The organism is Caulobacter sp. AVps16 (assembly GCF_058681455.1).
This window is the reverse complement of the sequence record NZ_CM178739.1, coordinates 19,036-39,622: the sequence shown is the minus strand read 5'-3', so window position 1 is coordinate 39,622 and position 20,587 is coordinate 19,036. Positions and strand designations below refer to the sequence as shown.

Genomic DNA, 20,587 nt, shown 5'->3' with positions numbered 1-20,587 from the left:
AGACAGGCGGAGATGCTTCGCCGTCCCGCGTCCGTTCTGCTGTCCGTCGCCGTCCTTGTCGTCACCCTGTCGGCGGGCGGACTGGTCCTCGCACGTCAGGACCAGCAGCGCATGCGCGACCGCCAGACGGCCATCGACATTCGCCGGGAGATCGAGGATCTGCGTCGCGAGCTCACCCGCCTGGACAATGCCCGGGTGTCCGCCGGCGAGAATGTGGACTTCAAGCGGGCCCGGCTGGAGGCGCTGAATGCCCGCGAGGCCAGGGTTCTGGCTGATCTGGGCCGCGACCGGCACCGCCTGGCCCAGCTGCTGTCGGCCCTGCAGCTGTTTCGCCGCAATCCCCCGCCGGCCCTGCTGGTCAGCCCGGACGATGCCCGGGATGCCGTGCGGGCCGCCATCCTGATCCGCGCCATGACCCCGGAACTGCAGCGCCGGGCCGATGCCTATTCCCGCCAGGCCCTGGCCGTCCGCACCCTGAGGCGCGAAGCCGCCGCGGCGGCCGCCGAACTGTTCACCGCCGAAAGCGTGGTGGCCGACCGCAAGGGCGAGATCGAACGGCTGATCATCGAAAAGACCCGTCTGGAGCGGGCCTATGCCCAGGAAGCCCTGATCGAGGCCAGCGAACTGCGTACCCTCGGTGCCCTGACCGACGGCCTGACACCGCGGGCTCCGACCGGGCCCCTGACCCTGGCCTCCCCGGCCCCCGGCCGGATCATCACCCGCTTCGGGGCCACCCTGCCGGCCGGGGGCCGAGCGTCGGGCCTCTCGATCCGCACGGAAAAGGGACGGACGGTCACCAGTCCGGCTGCGGCCACGGTCGAATATGCCGGTGCCCTGAACGGCTGGGGCGTGGTGCTGATCCTGCGCGCCCAGGACGCCTATCTGCTGGTCCTGGCCGGCCTGGACCAGGTATCGGTGGCCCCCGGACAAACCCTCGCCCCAGGGGCCCCGGTCGGCAGGATGGCCGATCGCCTGACGTCCGAGCCCGACCTCTATCTGGAGGTCCGTGAAGAGGGCATTCCGGTCGATCCGGAGCGTTGGTTGAAGCAAGGGTCGCCGTAGACGACTTTTTCAGTAATGATGGCCTCAAATAGAACGTTCTCGTCTGGGATGGTCGGGAACGAGTGATCACAAGCGCGGCGTTTCCAGCGTCGCCAGGGAGCCTTCCAGGCCTAATGCGCAAGTACCTGCTCATCGGAGTTTCAGCCTTTGTCCTCGGCGCGGGGACCATGGCCTACCTCAGCCCCATCGCCCAGGCGAACATCCCGCCCAAGACCAAGACCTACAAGCTGCTGGAACTGTTCGGCGACGTGCTCGGCACGGTCGAAGACCAGTATGTGGCCGAGGTGGACGACAAGAAGCTGATCGAGGCCGCCCTCGACGGTATGCTGACCAGCCTCGACCCGCATTCGGGCTATCTGTCGCCCGACAGTTTCGAGGACATGCAGGACACCACGCGCGGCGAATATGGCGGCCTCGGCATCGAGGTCACCAGCGAAGAGGGCGTGGTCAAGGTCATCTCGCCGATGGACGGCACCCCCGCCTCGCGGGCCGGCATCCAGGCCGGTGACTATATCACCGCCGTCAACGGCCAGAGCGTGCTGGGCCTGACAGTCAACGAAGCCGTCAAGCAGATGCGCGGCGCGCCCGGCGAAGCGGTCAGCCTGACCATCGCCCGCGAAAAAACCGACCCGTTCGACGTCAAGCTGATCCGCGAAGTGATCAAGCCCAAGGCCGCCATCGCCCGGATGGAGGGCGACTATGGCTATGTGCGCCTGCCGGGCTTCAACGAAAAGGCTACCGACGCCCTCGTCACGGCGATCAATGAACTGAAGGCCAAGAACCCGAAGATGAAGGGCCTGGTCTTCGACCTGCGCAACAATCCGGGTGGTCTGCTCGACCAGGCTGTCGGCGTGGCCGACGTGTTCCTGGACGGCGGCGAAGTGGTCAGCCAGCGCGGCCGCGATCCGCGCAACATCCAGCGCTACAACGCCCGCCCCGGCGACCTGCTGAACGGCCTGCCGGTGGTGGTGCTGATCAACCAGGGCTCGGCCTCGGCCGCTGAAATCGTCGCCGGCGCCCTGCAGGATCGCAAGCGGGCCGAGCTGATCGGCCTGACCAGCTTCGGCAAGGGCTCGGTCCAGACCGTGATCCCCCTGCGGGGCGGAGCCGACGGCGCGCTGAAACTGACCACGGCCAAGTATTTCACGCCCTCGGGCCGCTCGATCCAGAAGACCGGCATCGCGCCGGACCTCGAGGTCGCCCAGACCCGCGACCAGGCCCAGGACATCGCCAACCGCGTCTGGTTCAGCGAGGCCAGCTTCAAGAACGCCCTCAATGCCGACGAGGGCAAGAGCCGCGTCGGAGCCCACACCCCCGCCGAAGCGCCGCCGGCGGCCTTCGACGACAAGAAGGGCGACTTCCAGCTGCAGCGGGCCATCGCCGTGCTGCAGGCCGGTTCGGTGGCCGCGACGCCAAAAATGCCCAAGCCCCCGGCCAAGATCGCCGATATCACGGCCAAGGCCGCCGCCATGGGCAAGCCGGTCGTCGAGAAAAAGTAGGGTCAGCCGCGATTCTTGTCCCCGCAGACCGGATCCTGGTCCGGCTGCGGGGACCAAATCGTCGCAGGATCTCGTTAACCATAAATTTGAAGCTTGCCGGCTAGGGTCGTTGTCATGGCCGCCATGTTTTCCCGCAAGCCCGCCTATGCCGCCTCGGCGCCCTCGCCCGAGGTCAGCGGAGACCTGCGCGCCCGCCTGATGGCGGCCGTGTCCAATCCCTATATCGCCGCCAGCGGGGCGGCCCTGCTGTTCATGCTCAGCCTCGCAGGCCTGGTCCTGGTCACGGGCGATCCCAAGGCCGGTGCCCCGGTCGTGCGCGTCGAACTGACCAAGATCGGGGCCACCCGCAATGCGCCCGAGGGCTGGAAAGAAGCCCTGGCCGAGGAGGGCGAACACGAAGCCGCCTTCAAGCCCGACACCTATGACCTCTCGGCCAAGCCGATCGTCGACAGTCCGGTCGAGGCCTCGATTTCGTTCCCCGGCGCCGAGGAAGGCCCCGGCGCGACCCACGTCGTCGGCGGAGCCCTGCCCCAGGCCCCGATCGCGGGCCTCACCGCACCGGGCCCCGGCGGGGCCCAGCTGCCGATCATCGCCGCCAATGGCCGCACGCCGGCCGAGGCCTATGCCCGGCCGTTCACCGCCACGGGGCGACCCAAGGTCTCGGTGATCATCGGCGGCCTGGGCCTGAACCCCCAGACCACCCGCGCCGCGATCGAGACCCTGCCGCCCGAGGTCACCCTGTCCTTCGCCCCCTATGCCGAGGGTCTGCAGGGCTGGATCGATCTGGCCCGCGCCAACGGCCACGAGGTGCTGCTGGAAACGCCGATGGAGCCGGCCGACTATCCGGCCAATGACCCCGGCCCCTATACCCTTATCGCCGCCAACCGGCCGGAAGACACCGTGCGCAAGCTGGAATGGCTGATGTCGCGGGCCACCGGCTATTTCGGCCTCAGCAACTATCTGGGCGCGCGGTTCGTCGAGTCCGATGCGGCGATGAACACCTTCAACGCGGCCCTCAAAGCCCGCGGCCTGGCCTTTGTCGATGACGGCCTGGCGGCCCGGCGCGGGGGCGCGATCCCGCGCGCCTCGGCCGACAAGGTGATCGATGACGAACTGTCGGCCAGCGCCATCGACGCCCAGCTGCGCGGCCTGGAGATGGGGGCCAATGCCCGGGGCCAGGCCCTGGGCTCGGGCTTTGCCTATCCGGTGACGATCAATCAGGTCCGGGCCTGGGCCAACGGTCTGTCAGCACGCGGCCTGCAGCTGGCCCCGGCCTCGGCCCTGACCCGTCGATGACCGTTCCGGCCGCAGAACAGGATCTGCCGCGCCACCGGCCCAATGTCGGGGTCGTGCTGTTCCAGGCCGACGGCCGGGTCTGGCTGGGACGCCGGAACCAGCAGCCCCCGCCCTATAACTGGCAGTTTCCCCAGGGCGGGGTCGACGCAGGCGAGGACCTGCTGGACGCCGCCCGGCGGGAACTGGCCGAAGAGACCGGCGTCACCTCCGCCCGGCTGCTGGGCCGCACCGAGGGCTGGATCTCCTATGACTTCCCGCCCGAGGTCGCCGGTTCCAAGATGGCGCGCGGCTGGATGGGTCAGAAGCAGGTCTGGTTCGCCTTCCGCTTCACCGGCGATGACAGCGAGATCGACCTGGAAGCCCATGGCGAGGTCGAGTTCGACGCCTGGCGATGGGGAACGCTCGACGAGACCCCCGAACTGATCGTACCCTTCAAGCGCGGGGTCTATGAACAGGTGGTCTCCGCGTTCGAAAGATTCGTGGGCAGCGACTGATCGCTCCCACCGGGAGAGCGACCACCATGGCCAAAACCATCCTGATGATTCATGGCTATGGCTGCGCAGGCAGCTGCTGGGGCCCCATTGCCGAGCGCCTGACGGCGGAAGGCTACAGGGTCGAGACCCCCACCATCCGGGCCGACCAGCGCCGGGCCGACGCCCCTGGAGCGGGACTGGCCGGCCTCAGCCTGGCCGACTATGTCGCCGACATGAGCGCTTTCGCCGCTACCCTCGCCCGCCAGGACGGTGAAGCGCCGGTCGTGTTCGGCCATTCGATGGGCGGCATGATCGCCCAGAAGCTGGCCGAGGCCGGTCTGGTCGCCGGAGCCGTGCTGTTCTCGCCGGCCTCGCCCGCCGATGCGCGCGGCGCGCCCAAGCTGTCGCCGCTGTTTGCCTTCCTCAATGCCGCCCTGGTGCCGAAGCCCGAAACCCGGACGGTCAAGCAGTGGAAGACCGGCTTCAAGGTCTGCGTGATGAACGCCGTGCCCGCCAGCCGGCATGACGTCCTCTATAGCCGCATGGTCCATGATTCCGGCCGCGTGCTGGCCGACCTGGCCTGGCCCGACAAGGACCCCAACCGGACCGTCCATGTCGATGTCGACAGGGTCAAGGTTCCGGTTCTGGTGGTGGCCGGGGCCCTCGATCGCACGACACCCGTCGATGACCTGCGCCGGGTCGGCCAGAAGTATTCCGCCGTCGGCGGCGACTATGTCGAATATCCCGCCAATGCCCACTGGCTGATCGACGAGCCGGGCACGAACGTGATCGTCGACGACGTCATCACCTGGCTGAAGACCAAGGCCCTGACCGTCGCGCCGGCCGAGGCCGCAGCGGCCGAACCCACTCCCGCGCCTGCCGCAAAGGCCGTAGCCAAGAAGGCACCCGCCAAGGCTGCAGCCGCTCCGAAGGCCAAGGCACCAGCGGCTCCGGCTGAGACGCCGGTCCCCGAGGCCAAGGCCAAGCCCGTCAAGGCTGCGCCCAAGACCGCCGCAGCCAAGCCCGTTGCCAAAGCCGCCGCCAAGCCCAAGGCTGCGGCCCCGAAACCCGCGGCGACGGCGAAGCCCGCCACGCCCAAGGCCCCTGCACCGAAGGCCGCAGCGCCGAAAGCGGCGGCCAAGTCCGCTGCGAGCAAGACGGCACCGGCCAAGGCTGCGCCCAAGGCGGGCACGAAGACCGCCGCAGCCAAGCCGGCTGCGACAACGAAACCCGCCAAATCTTCGCCGAAGACCCAATAGAGCGTGTAAGCTCGCGCCGTCGGCTGCTTCGCCGACGGCGTTCGAAAGGCGCCCATGCCCGCACCGGTCATCATGGTCCACGGCGCCTTCTGCGGCGGCTGGACATTCGACAGTTTTCGCCAGCCGTTCGAGGCGGCCGGTCATGCGGTGCTGACGCCGGACCTGCTGGGCCATGACGGCAAGGCTTCGGTTGCCGGGCGTTCGATGACCGACTATGCCAAGCAGATCGCCGCCCTGTGTGCCACCTGCGAGGAGCCCCCGATCCTGATCGGTCACTCGATGGGGGGCCTGGTTGCCCAGATGGCCGCGACGCGCACCAAGGTCTCGCGTCTGATCCTGCTGGCCCCGTCACCGCCCTGGGGCGTCTCGGGGGCGAGTCTGGAGGAAGCGGTCTCGGCCGTCAGTCTCTATGCCCTCGGCCCCTACTGGCTGCAGGCCGTCGATCCTGACTATGGCGTCGTCCGGCGCTACAGCCTCGACCGGCTGGAGCGCGCCGATCGCAAGGCCCTCTATGCCCGCATGTCGCCCGAAAGTGGCCGGGCCCTGTGGGAAACCCTCAACTGGTGGCTGGACCCGTTCATGACCACCAGCGCCGCGCCGTCCGGCGTGCCGACCCTGGCCATAGCCGGCGGCCGGGACGTGATCCATCCCCCCGCCACCGTGCGCCAGACCGCCGCCCGCCTGAACGGGGCTGTCGAGGTCTTTGCCGAGATGAGCCACTGGCTGCCCGGCGAGCCCGGCTGGGAGACCGTGGCCGAGCGCTGCCTCGACTTCATCGCCGATCAGGATCGCGCCGCCGCTTAGGCTCCTGAGGGGGTGAAGAGCTTGAGCCCCAAAATGCCCGCCACGATCAGGCTCAGACAGACCAGTCGCGCCGCCGTCGCCGGTTCCTTGAAGACCACGATCCCGACAATGGCCGTGCCGACCGCGCCGATACCGGTCCAGACGGCATAGGCCGTGCCCAGGGGCAGGGTCTTCACCGCCCATCCCAGCAGGCCCATGGACAGCACCATGCTGGTCGCCGTCAGGACCGTCGGGATAGGTCGTGTGAAACCCTCGGTGAATTTCAGGCCCACGGCCCAGCCGATCTCGAACAGACCCGCGATGCCAAGGATGATCCAGGCCATGAGCGGCTCCGATGTCGGGCGGGGTCGTCCCCGGAAACGCGAAAAGGCGCAGGGTCGTCCCCGCGCCTTTTCTAGATAGGACCCGGTCAGGAACCGGGCAAGCCTTAGCGGCTGGTGGTGCTGTACAGGACCTGGGCCTGTTCGAAGTTCTTGCCCACGGGCGAGCCGTCGGTCTTCTTCAGGCGCATATAGACCAGACCGGCGTGACCGCTGGCCCAGTTGTCATCCCAGGAGACGGTGAAGCGACGGAAGTCGCTGCTGACCACCTGGTCGTTGCGGATCAGGCGCAGCTGCGGGCTGTTTTCCCAGGTGGCCCAGTCGTGCAGGGCGCTGGCCAGAGCCTGGGCCTGGGCGTCGCCCTGGGCGTACTGGATGGTGATGGTGCAGACGTTCTTGTTCGAGCCTGGATTGTCCAGGACGATCTGGAAGGGCTTGCCGAGGTCCAGGACCCACTGTTCCTTCTTCTTCTTCAGCCCGGCCGCCTTGACCAGGGCCTGGAAGTCGCCGCCGACCACGGCCGGCTTGCAGATCCTGTCCAGCACGCTCAGCAGCTGCAGCGAGACCGGATCGGTCGTCGGCGGCGGACGGACCGGCTCGACATAGGTGTCGGCCGGTGCGGCGGCTGCGGGGGCCGCAGCGGCCGGATCAGCGGGCGCGGCCGGCGCGGGCGCCGGGACCGGAGCGGCAGCAGGTGCCGGGGCGGGAGCGGTTTGCTCCTGGGCGACGGCAGCGGTCGAAACCACACCGAGGGCGATCAGGCTGGCGAGCGCGAGGCGCATTATCGAGATATCCCCATCAGGCAAGAGGTCGGCATTAAAACCGACAGACGTTCCCTCGCAACCCTTATGGCGACAGATTGCGACGGAGATTGGGCCACAAGTGTAAATTCTTGCGACCATACGTCGCGCAGCTTCCCCTCAGACGCGAAAACGCCTCCGTCCCGGGCAGGACGGAGGCGTCTGATCGAATCAGGAGAAGCGGATCAGGCCGCTTCGACGGCGTGCTCGGCCAGGATCGTCAGGCCATCAGGCCCGACGTCGGCGAAACCGCCCTGGATGTCGTACAGCTTGGTGGTCGCGCCGTCCTTCACGGTGACGCGGCCTTCGCGCAGCGTCGTCATGAACGGGGCATGGTTGGCCAGAACGCCGAAGTCACCTTCAGCGCCCGGAGCCTGGACCATATCGACCTCGCCCGAGAACAGTTCGCGTTCCGGAGCGACCAGAGAAAAGTGCAGCTTTGCCATTATTCCACGATCTCCACGTCGCCGAGCGCCGCCTCGACGTCTTCGTCGGTTTGGATCTCGGTGCCGCAGAACGGGCAGAAGCGGATGGTGGCCAGCACGACGCCGGTCTCCCCGTCTTCCGTCCGTTCGCCAAGATTGAGCAGGATCAGGCCGCTGTCATGCTCGATGAGCGCGTCGGTCGGGTCCGAAGAGACCGCGTCCTCGAGCTCCTCGCAGCAGAAGCCGACCAGATCATGTTCTTCGGTCATTACGCTTCGCTCGCCAGCTTTTCAGCCTTGGCCACGGCTTCTTCGATCGGGCCGACCATGTAGAAGGCGGCTTCCGGCAGGTGGTCGTATTCACCGTCGACGATGCCCTTGAACGAGCGGATCGTGTCCTTCAGGGCCACAAAGGCACCGGGGGTGTTGGTGAACTGCTCGGCCACGTGGAAGGGCTGGGACAGGAAGCGCTGGATCTTGCGGGCGCGGGCGACCGTCAGCTTGTCCTCTTCCGACAGCTCGTCCATGCCCAGGATGGCGATGATGTCCTTCAGCGACTTGTACTGCTGCAGGACTTCCTGGACCGAACGGGCCACGTTGTAGTGCTCTTCGCCGATGACCAGCGGGTCCATGATCCGCGAGGTCGAGTCCAGCGGATCGACGGCGGGGAAGATGGCCTGGGCAGCGATGTCGCGCGACAGAACGGTGGTGGCGTCCAGGTGGGCGAACGAGGCGGCGGGCGCCGGGTCGGTCAGGTCGTCGGCGGGCACGTAGATGGCCTGGACCGAGGTGATCGAACCCTTGTTCGTCGAGGTGATGCGCTCCTGCAGGTTGCCCATCTCGGTGGCCAGGGTGGGCTGATAGCCCACGGCCGAGGGGATGCGGCCCAGCAGAGCCGACACTTCAGCGCCGGCCTGGGTGAAGCGGAAGATGTTGTCGACGAACAGCAGCACGTCCTTGCCTTCTTCGTCGCGGAAATATTCCGCGATCGACAGGCCGGTCAGGGCGACGCGGGCGCGGGCGCCCGGGGGTTCGTTCATCTGGCCGTAGACCAGGGCGCAACGCGAGCCTTCCGTCGAGCCGTTATTGGCCTTCGGGTCGACGTTGACGTTGGACTCGATCATCTCGTGATAGAGGTCGTTGCCTTCGCGGGTGCGCTCACCCACGCCGGCCAGAACCGAGTAACCGCCGTATGCCTTGGCGATGTTGTTGATCAGTTCCTGCATCGTCACGGTCTTGCCGACGCCGGCACCGCCGAACAGGCCGATCTTGCCGCCCTTGGTATAGGGGCACATCAGGTCGATGACCTTGATGCCCGTGACCAGAACTTCAGCCGTGTTGGTCTGCTCGGCGAAGGACGGGGCGTCGCGGTGGATGGTGCGGTAGATGTCCGACTGGATCGGGCCCTGTTCGTCGATCGGCTCGCCGATGACGTTCATGATGCGGCCCAGGGTGCCGGGGCCGACCGGAACCCGGATCGACTCGCCGGTGTCGCGCACGGCCTGGCCGCGAACGAGGCCTTCGGTGGCGTCCATGGCGATGGCGCGGACGGTGTTCTGGCCCAGGTGCTGGGCGACTTCGAACACCAGGCGCTGGCCGGTGGCGGTGTTGACGGTCTCGAGGGCGTTCAGGATCGCCGGCAGTTCACCGGTGAACTCGACGTCGACGACGGCGCCGATGACCTGCACCAGCTTGCCGGTGGCGGCACCGATGGTGGCCGGAGCGGCCTTGGTCGCCTTGGGCGCCGCAGCCTTGGGGGCAGCGGGCTTCTTGGCAGCCGGAGCCTTGGCGGCGGCGGCGGCGGGAGCGGCGGCGGCCGCTTTCGGGGCGGCGGGCTTCTTGGCGGCTGCCGGCTTGTCGGCGGCGGCGGGAGCCTTAGCGGGGGTCTTGGCCATGGCGTGCGGGTCTTTCGTGCGTGCTCGTGCGTGCGTTTTTTACGTTAGGCTTTTGATCAGACGGCTTCGGCGCCGGAGATGATCTCGATCAGCTCCTTGGTGATCTGGGCCTGGCGGGAACGGTTATACTCAAGGGTGTAGCGCTTGATCATGTCGCCGGCGTTGCGCGTGGCATTGTCCATCGCCGTCATCTGGCTGGCATAGAAGCCGGCCATGTTGTCGAGCAGGGCCGACAGGATCTGGACCGTCAGGTTGCGCGGCAGCAGGGTCTCGAGAATGGCCTCTTCCGAGGGCTCATACTCATAGACCGCGCCGGTCGAGGGGGTAGCGCCACCGTCGACGACGGCCGGGATCAGCTGCAGCGCCGTCGGGGTCTGGGTGACCACCGACTTGAAGCGGCTGTAGAACAGCGTGACCACGTCGATGTCGCCGGCCTCATAGAGGCGCGTGACGACGTCGGCGATCGGCTGGGCCACCGACAGGGTGAACTGGCGATAGGCCGACAGGTCGAAGTTCTCGACGATGCGGTCGGCATAGAGCCGGCGCAGCTGCACGGTCGATTTCTTGCCGACGCAGACGATCTTCACGTCCTTGCCCTGGGCGATCAGGCTGTCGATGTGCTGACGCGCGGCCCGCACGATCGACGAGGTGAACCCGCCGGCCAGGCCGCGATCCGCCGCCGCCACGATGACCAGATGACGGTCATCGCGACCGGTGCCGGTCAGCAGGGCCGGAGCCCCGTCGCCGGACACGCCGGCTGCCAGGTTGGCGATCACCGAGGCCAGACGCCGGGCATAGGGACGCGCCGCTTCGGCAGCGTCCTGGCTCCGGCGCAGCTTCGCGGCCGCCACCATCTGCATCGCTTTCGTGATCTTCTGCGTCGCTTTGACGCTGGCGATCCGATTGCGCATTTCCTTCAAGCTGGCCATTCGGCGCTACTCTCTCCGAGCGTTCCGAGGGGCTTAGGCGAAGGTCGACGAGAAGCTGTCGAGCGCGCTCTTCAGCGTGTTCTCCAGGTCCTTGTCGAGGGCCTTCTTGGTGCGGATGCCGTCCAGCAGGTCCTTGTGCTGGCTGTGCAGACGGGCCAGGAACTCGGACTCGAACCGGCGCACGGCGCTGGTCGGGATGGCATCCAGATAGCCGCGGGTGCCGGCATAGATCACGCAGACCTGCTCTTCGACGGCTTGCGGCGCATACTGGGGCTGCTTCAGCAGCTCGGTCAGGCGTTCGCCGCGGGCCAGCATCTTCTGGGTCGAGGCGTCGAGGTCCGAACCGAACTTCGCGAAGGCGGCCATTTCACGATACTGGGCCAGTTCGCCCTTAATCGCACCGGCGACCTGCTTCATGGCCTTGATCTGGGCCGAGGAGCCGACGCGCGACACCGAGATACCGACGTTCACGGCGGGGCGGATGCCCTGATAGAACAGGTCGGTTTCCAGGAAGATCTGGCCGTCAGTGATCGAGATCACGTTGGTCGGGATATAGGCCGAGACGTCATTGGCCTGGGTTTCGATGATCGGCAGAGCCGTCAGCGAGCCCGAACCATTGTCTTCGTTGAGCTTGGCGGCGCGCTCCAGCAGGCGGGAGTGCAGGTAGAAGACGTCGCCCGGATAGGCTTCGCGGCCCGGCGGGCGGCGCAGCAGCAAGGACATCTGGCGATAGGCGACGGCCTGCTTGGACAGGTCGTCATAGATGATCAGGCCGTGCAGGCCGTTGTCGCGGAACCACTCGCCCATGGCGCAGCCCGAGAACGGGGCCAGGTACTGCAGCGGGGCCGGCTCGGAGGCCGAGGCGACGACGACGATGGTGTATTCCAGAGCACCGTGCTCTTCGAGCGTCTTGACGATCTGGGCGACGGTCGAACGCTTCTGGCCGATGGCGACATAGACGCAATAGAGCTTGGCGCTCTCGTCCTTGCCGGCGTTGGCGGCCTTCTGGTTCAGGATGGTGTCGATGGCGACGGCGGTCTTGCCGGTCTGACGGTCACCGATGATCAGCTCGCGCTGGCCACGGCCGACCGGGATCAGGGTGTCGATCGACTTCAGGCCGGTCTGGACGGGCTCGTGCACCGACTTGCGCGGAATGATGCCCGGCGCCTTGACGTCGACGCGGCGACGCTCGGTGTACTGGATCGGGCCCTTGCCGTCGATCGGCTCGCCCAGCGGGTTGACGACGCGGCCCAGCAGGCCCTTGCCGACCGGAACGTCGACGATCTCGCCGAGGCGGCGGACTTCGTCGCCTTCCTTAATGGCCTGGTCCTGGCCGAAGATCACGGCGCCGACATTGTCGCGCTCGAGGTTCAGGGCCATGCCCTTCACGCCGGCCTTCGGGAATTCGACCATTTCGCCGGCCTGGACATTGTCCAGACCGTAGATGCGGGCGATGCCGTCACCGACGGACAGCACCTGGCCGACGTCCGAGACGGCAGCTTCTTCGCCGAAATTGGCGATCTGCGACTTGAGGATGGCCGAAATCTCGGCGGCGCGGATGTCCATGGCTGTACTTGGGCTCTCTGCGATTTTTATCTTTTGACGCGCTTATAGAGGTTTAGGCGCGCTTCAGGGCGAATTTCAGGGAATCGAGCTTCGAACGGAGCGAAGCATCGAACAGGCGGGAGCCGACACGCACCTTGAGGCCACCCAGAAGGGAAGCGTCGACGCGGGTCGAAAGTTCAGGGGTCTTGCCGAGCGCCGAAGCCAGGGCGGTTTGCACGCCCTTCAGCTGGGCGGCGGTCAGGGCGGTGGCCGAGATCACCTCGGCCGAAACGACGCCGCGATGCTTGGCCGAGAGTTCGGCAAAGGCGGTGATGGCGCCCATCAGGTCGCCGGCGCGGCCATTGGTGGCCACCAGGCCGAGGAACTTGCTGGTCAGGGGCTGGAAGCCGGCCTTCTTGGCGATGGCGGCCAGGCCCTTGGCCTTGTCTTCCGACGAGAAGGCGGGCGAGGCGACAAGGCGGCGCAGGTCGGCGCTGTCGGCATACATCGCCTTCAATGACTTCAGGTCGGCCTCGACCTTGGTCAGTTGATTGCCTTCGATCGTCAATTCGAACAGGGACTGCGCATAGCGCTGACCCGCATCCGTCGCCTTGGTTTCGTCCGCCACTTGGTATCCGCCCGGTGCGTTGCAATGGCCGCGGACAAGACGTTTAACCCTTGTCGCGGCGTAAAGGCTTGAGTGCGCTTAAAAAAAGCGCTCGGAGAGCCGGTGCTGATGCGCCGCCCCGTCCGAAGCCGCGCGCCTGATAACACGGGCTTTTCGCAGTCGCAACCAAACCGGCACGATCAGGCCTCGACGCGACGAAACACCGCCGAAGCTGCGGCCGCCAGGCTTCCGTTACGGCGCCGGGCTTCGGCCTGGGCGAAGACTAGGCTGCGGGTGCCGCGCTCGACCCAGGCGCGCACGTCGAGATCCTCGTCCGGACCCTCGGGGCCATAGTCGATGGTCAGGGACGAGGGACGGCTTTCGGCCCCGGCGATTTCGCGCAGGGCGGTCTCCAGGGCGGCGGCGAGGGACGTGCTCATGGGGCCTCAACTAGCGAGGAACGGCGGAAAGAAAAAGGGCGGCGGAACAGGCCCGCCGCCCCATCAGGCGAATGCTCGAGGAAACAGCCAGACGGGGCTAGGGGAGCCCCAACGCGTCCGGATACAGGATAGAAGTCTATTTCGCGTCGGACTTGGCCGCGCCGTTGCAACGGCCCAGGTCCTCGGCATCAAGCGACTTGGACTCGCCGCCGAACGCCGAGACGCGGCCGACTTCCTTGACCAGGGCCTTGCACGAGGCGGCGGTGATGGCCCGCGACGGGGCCGAGGCGGCGACGCATTCCGCGCCGTCGCAAACGAAGACCGCGCCGCCGGCGACGATCTTGGTCTTGGCGGCGACCGGGGCTTCCAGGGCGGCGGAGACGCGGCCGTCGGCCAGGGCGGCACCGGCGAACAGCGAAGCGGACAGGGCGGCGACGGCCGCCAGGGTACGGAGCTTCATAAGAGCCCTCCAACGTTCAGGGGAGTTGTGTAAGATCGATGATCGGCGAAAAGCGTACTGGGTGTTCAGGCTGGGGGATGCAAGCATCGGTATCCCCACCGACGCCACCAGGCTGAACTAAGCACTGCTTAGATATCAGTGATCAATAATTGCGCAAGCAGAAATTGGTTCGCATGAGCAATTTGTAATCCTGGCCAGCCGATTGCGGAATCGGCCAGGCTCGTCTGGCTAAAGGCCGAGGATGGAGTCGATCCGGCTTTCAGCACGGGCGTGGACTTCGCGCTCCACCACCATGCCCTCGACCCGCGAATAGCGGCCGTTCTTGCCGGCCTTGCGCCGCAGCTGGTCGGCGGTCACCAGGCCGGGCGTACCCTCTGGCTCGGAGAATTTGCCCATCAGGGCTGCCAGCACCGCGCCGATGAAGGCTGCAGCGACAGGGCCCGCCGCGCCGGCGACCCCCTCGCCGAACACGGCTTGCAGGCGGCCGATCAGCAGTTCCCGGTTGGGCTGGTCCTCAAGCATGCCGATCAGCAGCAGGACACCCCCCTCGATGCAGACCGCCAGCAGCACCGTAACGAGAATGCCCAGCAGTCGGGGTCGGACGAAAAGTCCGAGAACCGCACCGATAATCGCTGCCACAGCCAGGGTGTACATGACCACAACCTAGCCGAGGTTGGTCAAGGGCCGGTTAAGATCGGCGGTCTTCCCGAACGTCAGGCTTGGCGGTCGATCAGGGTGGCGCATACTCGGCCGCAAGACCAAGACGACAACGCCGGGAGGCAAGGCCATGGACTTCAACCCGCCGCCGGAACTGACGGCCTATCTGGCCGTGCTCGACAAGTTCATCGAGGACGAAATCGCGCCCTTGCAGGCACGCGACGACAATGAGCGGTTCTTCGACCACCGTCGGGAATGGGCCCGTACCGACTGGGACGGCGGCGGCCTGCCGCGTCACGACTGGGAAGAACTGCTGGCCAAGGCCCGCAAGCTGGCCGACGCCGCCGGCCACTATCGCTTTGCCCTGCCCCGCGAGTTCGGCGGCCAGGACGGCTCCAACCTGTGGATGGCCGTGATCCGCGAACATCTGGCCAGCAAGGGCCTGGGCCTGTTCAACGACCTGCAGAACGAGCACTCGATCGTCGGCAACAATCCCTTCGTGCTGATGATCCGGGATTTCGGCCGGCCGGACCAGCAGCACCTGATCAGCGACATGCTGGATCGCGGGGCCTTCCGCCCGACCTTCGGCCTGACCGAGCCGGATCACGGGTCGGACGCCACCTTCATGGAAACCCGCGCGGTGCGCGAGGTCCACAAGGGCGAGAGCGGCTGGCGGATCAATGGCGAGAAGATGTGGACCACCGGCATGCATGCCGCCACCCACTGCTGCCTGTTCGCCCGCACCAGCGGCGAGGACGGCGAGGCCAAGGGCATCACGGCCTTCCTGGTGCCGGCCCATGCCCCCGGCGTGAAGATCGAGGAATATCTCTGGACCTTCAACATGCCGACCGACCACCCCCGGGTCAGCTTCACCAACGTCTTCGTGCCCGATAGTGCGATGTTCGGCCCCGAAGGCGGCGGCCTGGCCCTGGCCCAGCACTTCGTGCACGAGAACCGTATCCGCCAGGCGGCCTCCAGCCTGGGGGCAGCGGTGTTCTGCATAGAAGAGAGCGTCAAGTACGCGCGGGTCCGCAAACCCTTCGGCAAGCCCCTGGCCGAGAACCAGGCCATCCAGTTCCCGCTGGTGGAACTGGCCAGCACCGCCGAGATGCTGCGCCTGCTGATCCGCAAGACCGCCTGGGAGATGGACCAGATGACCAAGCCGGAGGTGGAAAAGCGCCTCTCCGACAAGGTCTCGATGTGTAATTACCAGGCCAATCGCCTGGTCTGCGAAGCTGCCGACCGGGCCATGCAGGTGCACGGCGGCATCGGCTATTCGCGTCACAAGCCCTTCGAGCACATCTATCGCCACCACCGCCGCTACCGGATCACCGAGGGCAGCGAGGAGATCCAGATCCGCAAGGTGGCCGCCTGGCTGTTCGGCTTCCTGGGCCCCCGTCGCAAATTCTTCGCCGAGATGGAGAAGGTTTAATCCGTCCCGACCTGACGTGGATCAAGGGACGCGCTATCTAACACCGGTATGCGACCTGAACGGCGCGTCCCGGCCACGCATGCGCGTTTCAGTGACTAAACAAGGCGGGCCTGTTTATCTGTTGCGGACGTCCTGTCCGGAACGGACAGGCTCTGTGGAGGGCTGCATGAACCGTTTCGTCAAAACCGCCGCGCGGATCGCGCTGGTCGCCTCTCTCGCCGCCGGCCTGGCCGGCTGCGGGGTCAATACCATCCCGACCCAGGACGAGGCCACCAAGGCCGCCTGGGCCGAGGTCCAGAACCAGTATCAGCGCCGGGCCGACCTGGTGCCCAATCTCGTCGCCACCGTGAAGGGCTATGCCGCCCAGGAAAAGGGCGTGCTGGTCGAGGTCACTCAGGCCCGCGCCAGCGCCACCCAGGTCAAGGTCGACGCCTCGACCATCACCGACCCGGCCCAGTTCCAGCAGTATTCCGCCGCCCAGGACAAGCTGTCGGGCGTGCTCGGCCGGCTGATGATGATCCAGGAAAACTATCCCGACCTGAAGTCGAACCAGAACTTCATGGCCCTGCAAAGCCAGCTGGAAGGCACGGAAAACCGCATCACCATCGCGCGGCGCGACTACAACGAGACTGCCCAGAAGTACAACACGACCCTGCGGACCTTCCCCAGCATCCTCTGGGCCAAGACGCTCTATTCCAGCCAGAAGCCGGCCCAGCTGTTCCAGGCCACGGCGGCGGCCCAGGCGGCCCCGACCGTCAGCTTCGACCCGGCACCGCCGGCCTCCGCTCCGGCGCAGTAAGTTGAAGCCTACAATCCTTGTCATCCCGGAAGCCTCGCAGAGGCTGTCCGGGACCCAGGGGCCGGCCCACAGCGGTCGCCCCTGGGTCCCGGCGCTTCGCGCATCGCGCTTCGGCCGGGATGACAAGCGGGGGCTTGTCGCGCTGTTGATCATGGCTCTGGCGGCTCTCTGGCTGGCCACAGCCCTTCCCGCCGTCGCCGCGCCGAAGTTCCCGCCGCTGAGCGGCCGGGTGGTCGATGAGGCCAATATCCTCTCGCCCCAGGTCGAGCAGGACCTGACCGTCCGGCTGAAAACCCTCGAGGACACCACGGGTCGCCAGCTCGTGGTGGCCACGGTTCCCAGCCTGCAGGGCTACGAGATCGAGGACTACGGCTATCAGCTCGGTCGCAGCTGGGGCCTGGGCGACAAGACCAAGGATGACGGCGTGATCCTGCTGGTCGCGCCCACCGAGAAGAAGGTGCGCATCGAGGTCGGCTATGGCCTGGAGCCGGTCCTGACCGACGCCCTGTCCAGCGTCATCATCCAGAGCGCCATCCTGCCGAAGTTCAAGGCCGGCGACCTGCCGGGCGGGATTGTCGCCGGGGCGGACGAGCTCGTCACCCAGCTGTCCCTGCCCGAGGACCAGGCCAAGGCGAAGGTCGCCCAGGCGGCTGAGCCACGGGCTTCAAGCCCAGGCTCGGGCTTCTCGCCGATCGCCGCCCTGCTGATCGGTCTGTTCGTGTTCTTCCTGATCACCCGCCTGCTGCCGGGACGGCGCGGACGGCGGAGCGGCCTGGGCGCCGCCCTGCCCTGGATCATTCTCGACGCCCTGACCAGCGGCAACGGTCGCGGGGGCGGCGGTGGATTTGGCGGCGGCAGCGGCGGAGGGTTCTCCGGCGGCGGCGGCTCGTTCGGCGGCGGCGGAAGTTCGGGGAGCTGGTGATGCGCAAGATGACTCCGCAAGACCAGACCCGCATCGCCGAGGCCGTAGCGGCGGCCGAGAAGACCACCGCCGGCGAGATCTTCTGCGTCCTGGCCCCCGAGGTGTCCGACTATCGCGAGACACCCCTGGTCTGGGCCGCGGCGGCGGCCCTGATCCTGCCGGCCGGCGGCCTGCTGGCCGGATTGCGGCCGGAGATGCTGACCACCCTGTTCGGCGGCTGGACGGTGGGCCACGCCTCGGCCACCGACGGTGCCATACTGTCGGCCCTGTCGATCTATATCGGGCTGCAGGCGGCGATCTTCATCGTCGCCGCCCTGCTGGTCTCGATCCCGCCCATCCGTCGCGCCCTGACGCCCGGCGCGATGAAGGCGGCGGCGGTCAAGCGCGCGGCGCTGGAACAATTCATGAGCAAGGGCCTGCACCTGACCCGTGACCGCACCGGGGTGCTGATCTTCGCCGCCCTGGCCGAACGCCGCGTCGAAGTCATCGCCGACGAGGGCATCTACAAGGCCGCGCCCAATGCGGTCTGGGATGAGGTGGTCGCCGACCTGTTGGCAGGCCTGAAGCGCGGCAGGATCGCCGACGGCTTCGTCGCCGCCGTCACCCGGGTCGGCGAGATCCTCTCCAGCCACGTGCCCGTCCGTGAGACCGACACCAATGAACTGCCCGACGGCCTGACCATCCTGCCCAAGGGCTGAAGAGGGAGCACCCCATGTCCAGCATCGACCCGACCCGCGAGCAGTTCGACGCCTTCAAGGGCCTGCCGCGCGACACGCCGATCCAGATGCTGAACCTGGTGCGACTCAAGGCCCTGGCCGACTATCCGGCCGATCACCCTGACCATGGCAAGGGCCTGTCGGGGCTGGAGGCCTATCGCGCCTATGGCCGGACCACGGCGGCGCTGTTCGCGAAACTGGGCGGGCGGCAGATCTGGGCGGGCAAGCCGGATCTGGTCCTGACCGGCCCCACCGACGAGCGCTGGGACCTGGCCTTCATCGCCGAGTATCCCAATGCCGGGGCCTTCTTCGCCATGGTCACCGATCCGGACTACCGCGAACACGTCAAGCACCGGCAGGCGGCGGTCGAGGACTCGCGGCTGATCCGACTGGCGCCGATGACGCCGGGCGAGGGGTTTGGGGAGTAGGCTACTCCGCCGCCAGAGCCACCGGCGCGGACCTGGCCCCGCGCACCAGACGACCCGGCAGGGCGCCGGTCGGCTCGCCGTCGCGATAGGTGACCATGCCGCCGACGATCGTGGCCACATAGCCGTGGGCCTTCTGGGTCAGGCGTCGCCCCCCGGCCGGCAGGTCGTAGGCGACGCGGGGTGCCTCCAGACTCAGGACCTCATAGTCGATGACATTGAGATCGGCCCTATAGCCCGGCGCGATCAGGCCGCGGTCCTCCAGGCCGACCGTCAGGGCGGTGTCGCGGGTCTGCATCGCCACCATGGCTTCCAGCCCGATGCGCGGACCGCGCGTGCGGTCGCGGGTCCAGTGGATCAGGTTGCTGGTCGGGAAGCTGCCGTCGCAGATCATGCCCACATGCGCCCCGCCGTCCGACAGGCCCGGCACGGTGTCCCGGTGGTTCAGCATGGCGAAACTGGGGTCCAGCGAGCCGTCGGCATAGTTCAGGAAGGGGTGATAGAGCATGCCCCGCCCGCCGTTCTCGAGCAGGATATCCAGGGCGACCTCCGCCGGACCCCGGCCTGAGGCCGCCGCGAGCGCGGCGATCGTCATCTCGGCGGTCGGCTCATAGTCGGGAACCGCCCCCATCGGGAACAGATTGCCCCAGGCCCGCAGGGCGCTACCGGCAAAGGGGCCCCTGGCGTCGACATCATGGCTGAACAGGCGGGCGCGGAAGGCTGGATCGGAGAGCGCCACAACCTTTTCCGCCAGAGGACGGTCCCTCAGTTCGGCAAAGACCGGGTTCTGGCTGAACGGATTGAGGGTCAGTTCCAGGCCAAACAGCACCCCCACCGGGCGGCCGCAGACCTGGGCCTTGATCGGCAGCCCCGCATCGGCGGCGTCCTGCAGGCCCGCGAGCAGCCGCTTCCAGCCGTCCGGCGACTTGGGACTCTGGACGAGGGAGAAGGACAGCGGCCGACCCGAGCGCTCGACGATCCGGCGCAGCATGGCCAGTTCGGCCAGACCGTCGGGGAAAAAGTCGGAGACCAGCTGCAGCACGCCCTTGCCGGCCGCAGCCAGGCTCAGGGCAATGCCGGTCAGTTCGTCCTCGCCGGCCGTCAGGGTCGGGGTCGGCTGGCCGTCGCTGGTGCGGTGATTGAGGGTGCGCGAGGTGGAAAAGCCCAGGGCCCCGGCCTCGACCGCCTGTTTGGCGATGGCGGCCATAGCGGCGATGTCGGCGGGCGTCGCCGGCTCGCGATTGGCCCCGCGCTCGCCCATCACATGGACCCGCAGGGCCGCGTGCGGCAGCTGGGCCCCGATATCGACGTCGAAGGTCCGTGCCTCCAGTGCGTCGAGATAGTCGGGAAAGCTTTCCCAGGTCCAGGGCAGGCCCTCGGTCAGGACCGGGAAGGGAATGTCCTCCACCCCCTCCATCAGGCGGATCAGCCGGTCACGGTCTTCCGGCCGGCAGGGCGCGAAACCGACGCCGCAATTGCCCATCACCACCGTGGTGACGCCGTGGCCCGAGCTGGGCGTCATGCGCGCGTCCCAGGTCGCCTGGCCGTCATAGTGTGTATGGATGTCGACAAAGCCGGGGGTGACGATGCGGCCCCGCGCGTCGATCTCCTCGGCACCCGCCGCCAGGTCCGTACCGACGGCGGCGATCAGGCCATCCTTGACCGCGACATCGGCGAGGAAGGCCGGCGCGCCGGTCCCGTCGACCACCTGGCCCCCGCGCAGCACGAGATCATAAAGCCGACCCGGCATTCCGGCCTCCCGCATCCTGTCCCTGGTCGCGAGCGTCCGTCCGGCATCCGGCCCGGTCAAGGGTTCCGCCCCG

23 protein-coding genes and 1 pseudogene are annotated in these 20,587 nt (G+C 67.4%); 11 read left to right on the top strand and 13 right to left on the bottom strand.

The window, feature by feature from the left end:
• Nucleotides 1-12 precede the first annotated feature (12 nt).
• The 6 genes from ACW17U_RS00205 (at nucleotide 13) to ACW17U_RS00180 (ending at nucleotide 6,393) form a co-directional block, all read left to right on the top strand.
• Complete coding sequence (locus ACW17U_RS00205; RefSeq protein ID WP_084746098.1) at nucleotides 13-1,062, top strand: murein hydrolase activator EnvC family protein; 1,050 nt, start codon at nucleotides 13-15, stop codon at nucleotides 1,060-1,062.
• Nucleotides 1,063-1,175: 113 nt separating this feature from the next.
• The gene (locus tag ACW17U_RS00200; protein WP_062149991.1) at nucleotides 1,176-2,561 is read left to right on the top strand and encodes a S41 family peptidase; all 1,386 of its coding nucleotides are present in this window, start codon (nucleotides 1,176-1,178) and stop codon (nucleotides 2,559-2,561) included.
• Nucleotides 2,562-2,675: 114 nt separating this feature from the next.
• On the top strand, nucleotides 2,676-3,857 hold the full coding sequence (locus ACW17U_RS00195) for a divergent polysaccharide deacetylase family protein (RefSeq protein ID WP_492054378.1): 1,182 nt from the start codon (nucleotides 2,676-2,678) through the stop codon (nucleotides 3,855-3,857).
• Entirely contained in the window at nucleotides 3,854-4,351 is a 498-nt protein-coding gene (locus ACW17U_RS00190) for an RNA pyrophosphohydrolase (protein ID WP_062149996.1), read from the top strand. Before ACW17U_RS00195 ends, ACW17U_RS00190 begins: the two co-directional genes overlap by 4 nt.
• A gap of 26 nt (nucleotides 4,352-4,377) precedes the next feature.
• On the top strand, nucleotides 4,378-5,589 hold the full coding sequence (locus ACW17U_RS00185) for an alpha/beta hydrolase (RefSeq protein ID WP_492054377.1): 1,212 nt from the start codon (nucleotides 4,378-4,380) through the stop codon (nucleotides 5,587-5,589).
• A gap of 54 nt (nucleotides 5,590-5,643) precedes the next feature.
• Complete coding sequence (locus ACW17U_RS00180) at nucleotides 5,644-6,393, top strand: alpha/beta fold hydrolase (protein ID WP_492054376.1); 750 nt, start codon at nucleotides 5,644-5,646, stop codon at nucleotides 6,391-6,393.
• Here ACW17U_RS00180 and sugE read toward each other — a convergent pair.
• The 11 genes from sugE to ACW17U_RS00125 all read right to left on the bottom strand — a co-directional run bounded on the left by sugE (nucleotide 6,390) and on the right by ACW17U_RS00125 (nucleotide 14,467).
• On the bottom strand, nucleotides 6,390-6,716 hold the full coding sequence (sugE, locus tag ACW17U_RS00175; protein WP_492054375.1) for a quaternary ammonium compound efflux SMR transporter SugE: 327 nt from the start codon (nucleotides 6,714-6,716) through the stop codon (nucleotides 6,390-6,392). The genes ACW17U_RS00180 and sugE overlap by 4 nt on opposite strands.
• Nucleotides 6,717-6,820: 104 nt before the next feature.
• Complete coding sequence (locus ACW17U_RS00170; protein ID WP_062150008.1) at nucleotides 6,821-7,495, bottom strand: hypothetical protein; 675 nt, start codon at nucleotides 7,493-7,495, stop codon at nucleotides 6,821-6,823.
• 203 nt (nucleotides 7,496-7,698) lie between these two features.
• Nucleotides 7,699-7,959, bottom strand: coding sequence for an ATP synthase F1 subunit epsilon (locus ACW17U_RS00165; RefSeq protein ID WP_062150011.1), 261 nt, complete (start codon nucleotides 7,957-7,959; stop codon nucleotides 7,699-7,701).
• Nucleotides 7,959-8,207, bottom strand: coding sequence for a hypothetical protein (locus ACW17U_RS00160; RefSeq protein WP_062150014.1), 249 nt, complete (start codon nucleotides 8,205-8,207; stop codon nucleotides 7,959-7,961). Before ACW17U_RS00160 ends, ACW17U_RS00165 begins: the two co-directional genes overlap by 1 nt.
• Nucleotides 8,207-9,832 carry a F0F1 ATP synthase subunit beta gene (gene atpD / locus ACW17U_RS00155; protein ID WP_062150017.1) on the bottom strand — a complete coding sequence of 542 codons (1,626 nt, stop codon included), beginning with the start codon at nucleotides 9,830-9,832 and terminating at the stop codon, nucleotides 8,207-8,209. Before atpD ends, ACW17U_RS00160 begins: the two co-directional genes overlap by 1 nt.
• Before the next feature lie 56 nt (nucleotides 9,833-9,888).
• Nucleotides 9,889-10,761 carry a F0F1 ATP synthase subunit gamma gene (locus ACW17U_RS00150; RefSeq protein WP_492054374.1) on the bottom strand — a complete coding sequence of 291 codons (873 nt, stop codon included), beginning with the start codon at nucleotides 10,759-10,761 and terminating at the stop codon, nucleotides 9,889-9,891.
• Nucleotides 10,762-10,794: 33 nt separating this feature from the next.
• Complete coding sequence (gene atpA / locus ACW17U_RS00145; protein WP_062150022.1) at nucleotides 10,795-12,327, bottom strand: F0F1 ATP synthase subunit alpha; 1,533 nt, start codon at nucleotides 12,325-12,327, stop codon at nucleotides 10,795-10,797.
• A 52-nt stretch (nucleotides 12,328-12,379) separates the two neighbouring features.
• Nucleotides 12,380-12,934, bottom strand: coding sequence for a F0F1 ATP synthase subunit delta (locus ACW17U_RS00140; protein WP_492054373.1), 555 nt, complete (start codon nucleotides 12,932-12,934; stop codon nucleotides 12,380-12,382).
• A 179-nt stretch (nucleotides 12,935-13,113) separates the two neighbouring features.
• Entirely contained in the window at nucleotides 13,114-13,353 is a 240-nt protein-coding gene (locus ACW17U_RS00135; RefSeq protein WP_062150028.1) for an acyl-CoA thioesterase domain-containing protein, read from the bottom strand.
• A gap of 136 nt (nucleotides 13,354-13,489) precedes the next feature.
• Nucleotides 13,490-13,813 carry a DUF8200 family protein gene (locus tag ACW17U_RS00130; RefSeq protein WP_062150030.1) on the bottom strand — a complete coding sequence of 108 codons (324 nt, stop codon included), beginning with the start codon at nucleotides 13,811-13,813 and terminating at the stop codon, nucleotides 13,490-13,492.
• Nucleotides 13,814-14,041: 228 nt separating this feature from the next.
• A complete protein-coding gene (locus tag ACW17U_RS00125) occupies nucleotides 14,042-14,467 on the bottom strand; it encodes a hypothetical protein (protein ID WP_062150033.1) in 426 nt (141 codons plus the stop codon).
• 133 nt (nucleotides 14,468-14,600) lie between these two features.
• Between ACW17U_RS00125 and ACW17U_RS00120 the strand changes: the two genes are divergently transcribed.
• A complete protein-coding gene (locus ACW17U_RS00120; RefSeq protein ID WP_492054372.1) occupies nucleotides 14,601-15,902 on the top strand; it encodes an acyl-CoA dehydrogenase family protein in 1,302 nt (433 codons plus the stop codon).
• A gap of 154 nt (nucleotides 15,903-16,056) precedes the next feature.
• A complete protein-coding gene (locus ACW17U_RS00115; protein WP_492054371.1) occupies nucleotides 16,057-16,701 on the top strand; it encodes a LemA family protein in 645 nt (214 codons plus the stop codon).
• A 19-nt stretch (nucleotides 16,702-16,720) separates the two neighbouring features.
• On the opposite strand, the pseudogene ACW17U_RS00110 reads toward ACW17U_RS00115, so the two are convergent.
• Nucleotides 16,721-16,829, bottom strand: a pseudogene (locus tag ACW17U_RS00110) (hypothetical protein); the annotation flags it as partial.
• 23 nt (nucleotides 16,830-16,852) lie between these two features.
• Here ACW17U_RS00110 and ACW17U_RS00105 point away from each other — a divergent pair.
• Genes ACW17U_RS00105 through ACW17U_RS00095 form a run of 3 tightly spaced genes read left to right on the top strand, consistent with a single transcriptional unit; the run spans nucleotide 16,853 to nucleotide 18,767 of the window.
• Complete coding sequence (locus tag ACW17U_RS00105; RefSeq protein WP_492055766.1) at nucleotides 16,853-17,623, top strand: TPM domain-containing protein; 771 nt, start codon at nucleotides 16,853-16,855, stop codon at nucleotides 17,621-17,623.
• On the top strand, nucleotides 17,623-18,321 hold the full coding sequence (locus tag ACW17U_RS00100; RefSeq protein WP_492054370.1) for a TPM domain-containing protein: 699 nt from the start codon (nucleotides 17,623-17,625) through the stop codon (nucleotides 18,319-18,321). The genes ACW17U_RS00105 and ACW17U_RS00100 overlap by 1 nt, the downstream gene beginning before the upstream one ends.
• Before the next feature lie 14 nt (nucleotides 18,322-18,335).
• Entirely contained in the window at nucleotides 18,336-18,767 is a 432-nt protein-coding gene (locus ACW17U_RS00095) for a DUF1330 domain-containing protein (RefSeq protein WP_492054369.1), read from the top strand.
• Between the two features lies 1 nt (nucleotide 18,768).
• Here the strand turns inward: ACW17U_RS00095 and ACW17U_RS00090 are convergent, their stop codons facing one another.
• The gene (locus ACW17U_RS00090) at nucleotides 18,769-20,514 is read right to left on the bottom strand and encodes an N-acyl-D-amino-acid deacylase family protein (protein WP_492054368.1); all 1,746 of its coding nucleotides are present in this window, start codon (nucleotides 20,512-20,514) and stop codon (nucleotides 18,769-18,771) included.
• Between the last annotated feature and the right edge of the window lie 73 nt (nucleotides 20,515-20,587).

Excerpts from the sequence above, each read along its gene's own strand:
- ACW17U_RS00185 (WP_492054377.1), top strand. The coding sequence starts at position 4,378 with ATGGCCAAAACCATCCTGATGATTCATGGCTATGGCTGCGCAGGCAGC.
- ACW17U_RS00120 (WP_492054372.1), top strand. The coding sequence starts at position 14,601 with ATGGACTTCAACCCGCCGCCGGAACTGACGGCCTATCTGGCCGTGCTC.
- ACW17U_RS00090 (WP_492054368.1), bottom strand. The coding sequence starts at position 20,514 with ATGCCGGGTCGGCTTTATGATCTCGTGCTGCGCGGGGGCCAGGTGGTC.
- sugE (WP_492054375.1), bottom strand. The coding sequence starts at position 6,716 with ATGGCCTGGATCATCCTTGGCATCGCGGGTCTGTTCGAGATCGGCTGG.
- ACW17U_RS00160 (WP_062150014.1), bottom strand. The coding sequence starts at position 8,207 with ATGACCGAAGAACATGATCTGGTCGGCTTCTGCTGCGAGGAGCTCGAG.
- ACW17U_RS00095 (WP_492054369.1), top strand. The coding sequence starts at position 18,336 with ATGTCCAGCATCGACCCGACCCGCGAGCAGTTCGACGCCTTCAAGGGC.
- ACW17U_RS00150 (WP_492054374.1), bottom strand. The coding sequence starts at position 10,761 with ATGGCCAGCTTGAAGGAAATGCGCAATCGGATCGCCAGCGTCAAAGCG.
- ACW17U_RS00105 (WP_492055766.1), top strand. The coding sequence starts at position 16,853 with ATGGCTCTGGCGGCTCTCTGGCTGGCCACAGCCCTTCCCGCCGTCGCC.
- atpA (WP_062150022.1), bottom strand. The coding sequence starts at position 12,327 with ATGGACATCCGCGCCGCCGAGATTTCGGCCATCCTCAAGTCGCAGATC.
- ACW17U_RS00100 (WP_492054370.1), top strand. The coding sequence starts at position 17,623 with ATGCGCAAGATGACTCCGCAAGACCAGACCCGCATCGCCGAGGCCGTA.
- ACW17U_RS00180 (WP_492054376.1), top strand. The coding sequence starts at position 5,644 with ATGCCCGCACCGGTCATCATGGTCCACGGCGCCTTCTGCGGCGGCTGG.
- ACW17U_RS00130 (WP_062150030.1), bottom strand. The coding sequence starts at position 13,813 with ATGAAGCTCCGTACCCTGGCGGCCGTCGCCGCCCTGTCCGCTTCGCTG.
- ACW17U_RS00195 (WP_492054378.1), top strand. The coding sequence starts at position 2,676 with ATGGCCGCCATGTTTTCCCGCAAGCCCGCCTATGCCGCCTCGGCGCCC.
- ACW17U_RS00190 (WP_062149996.1), top strand. The coding sequence starts at position 3,854 with ATGACCGTTCCGGCCGCAGAACAGGATCTGCCGCGCCACCGGCCCAAT.
- ACW17U_RS00200 (WP_062149991.1), top strand. The coding sequence starts at position 1,176 with ATGCGCAAGTACCTGCTCATCGGAGTTTCAGCCTTTGTCCTCGGCGCG.
- ACW17U_RS00165 (WP_062150011.1), bottom strand. The coding sequence starts at position 7,959 with ATGGCAAAGCTGCACTTTTCTCTGGTCGCTCCGGAACGCGAACTGTTC.
- ACW17U_RS00135 (WP_062150028.1), bottom strand. The coding sequence starts at position 13,353 with ATGAGCACGTCCCTCGCCGCCGCCCTGGAGACCGCCCTGCGCGAAATC.
- ACW17U_RS00170 (WP_062150008.1), bottom strand. The coding sequence starts at position 7,495 with ATGCGCCTCGCGCTCGCCAGCCTGATCGCCCTCGGTGTGGTTTCGACC.
- ACW17U_RS00205 (WP_084746098.1), top strand. The coding sequence starts at position 13 with ATGCTTCGCCGTCCCGCGTCCGTTCTGCTGTCCGTCGCCGTCCTTGTC.
- ACW17U_RS00125 (WP_062150033.1), bottom strand. The coding sequence starts at position 14,467 with ATGTACACCCTGGCTGTGGCAGCGATTATCGGTGCGGTTCTCGGACTT.
- atpD (WP_062150017.1), bottom strand. The coding sequence starts at position 9,832 with ATGGCCAAGACCCCCGCTAAGGCTCCCGCCGCCGCCGACAAGCCGGCA.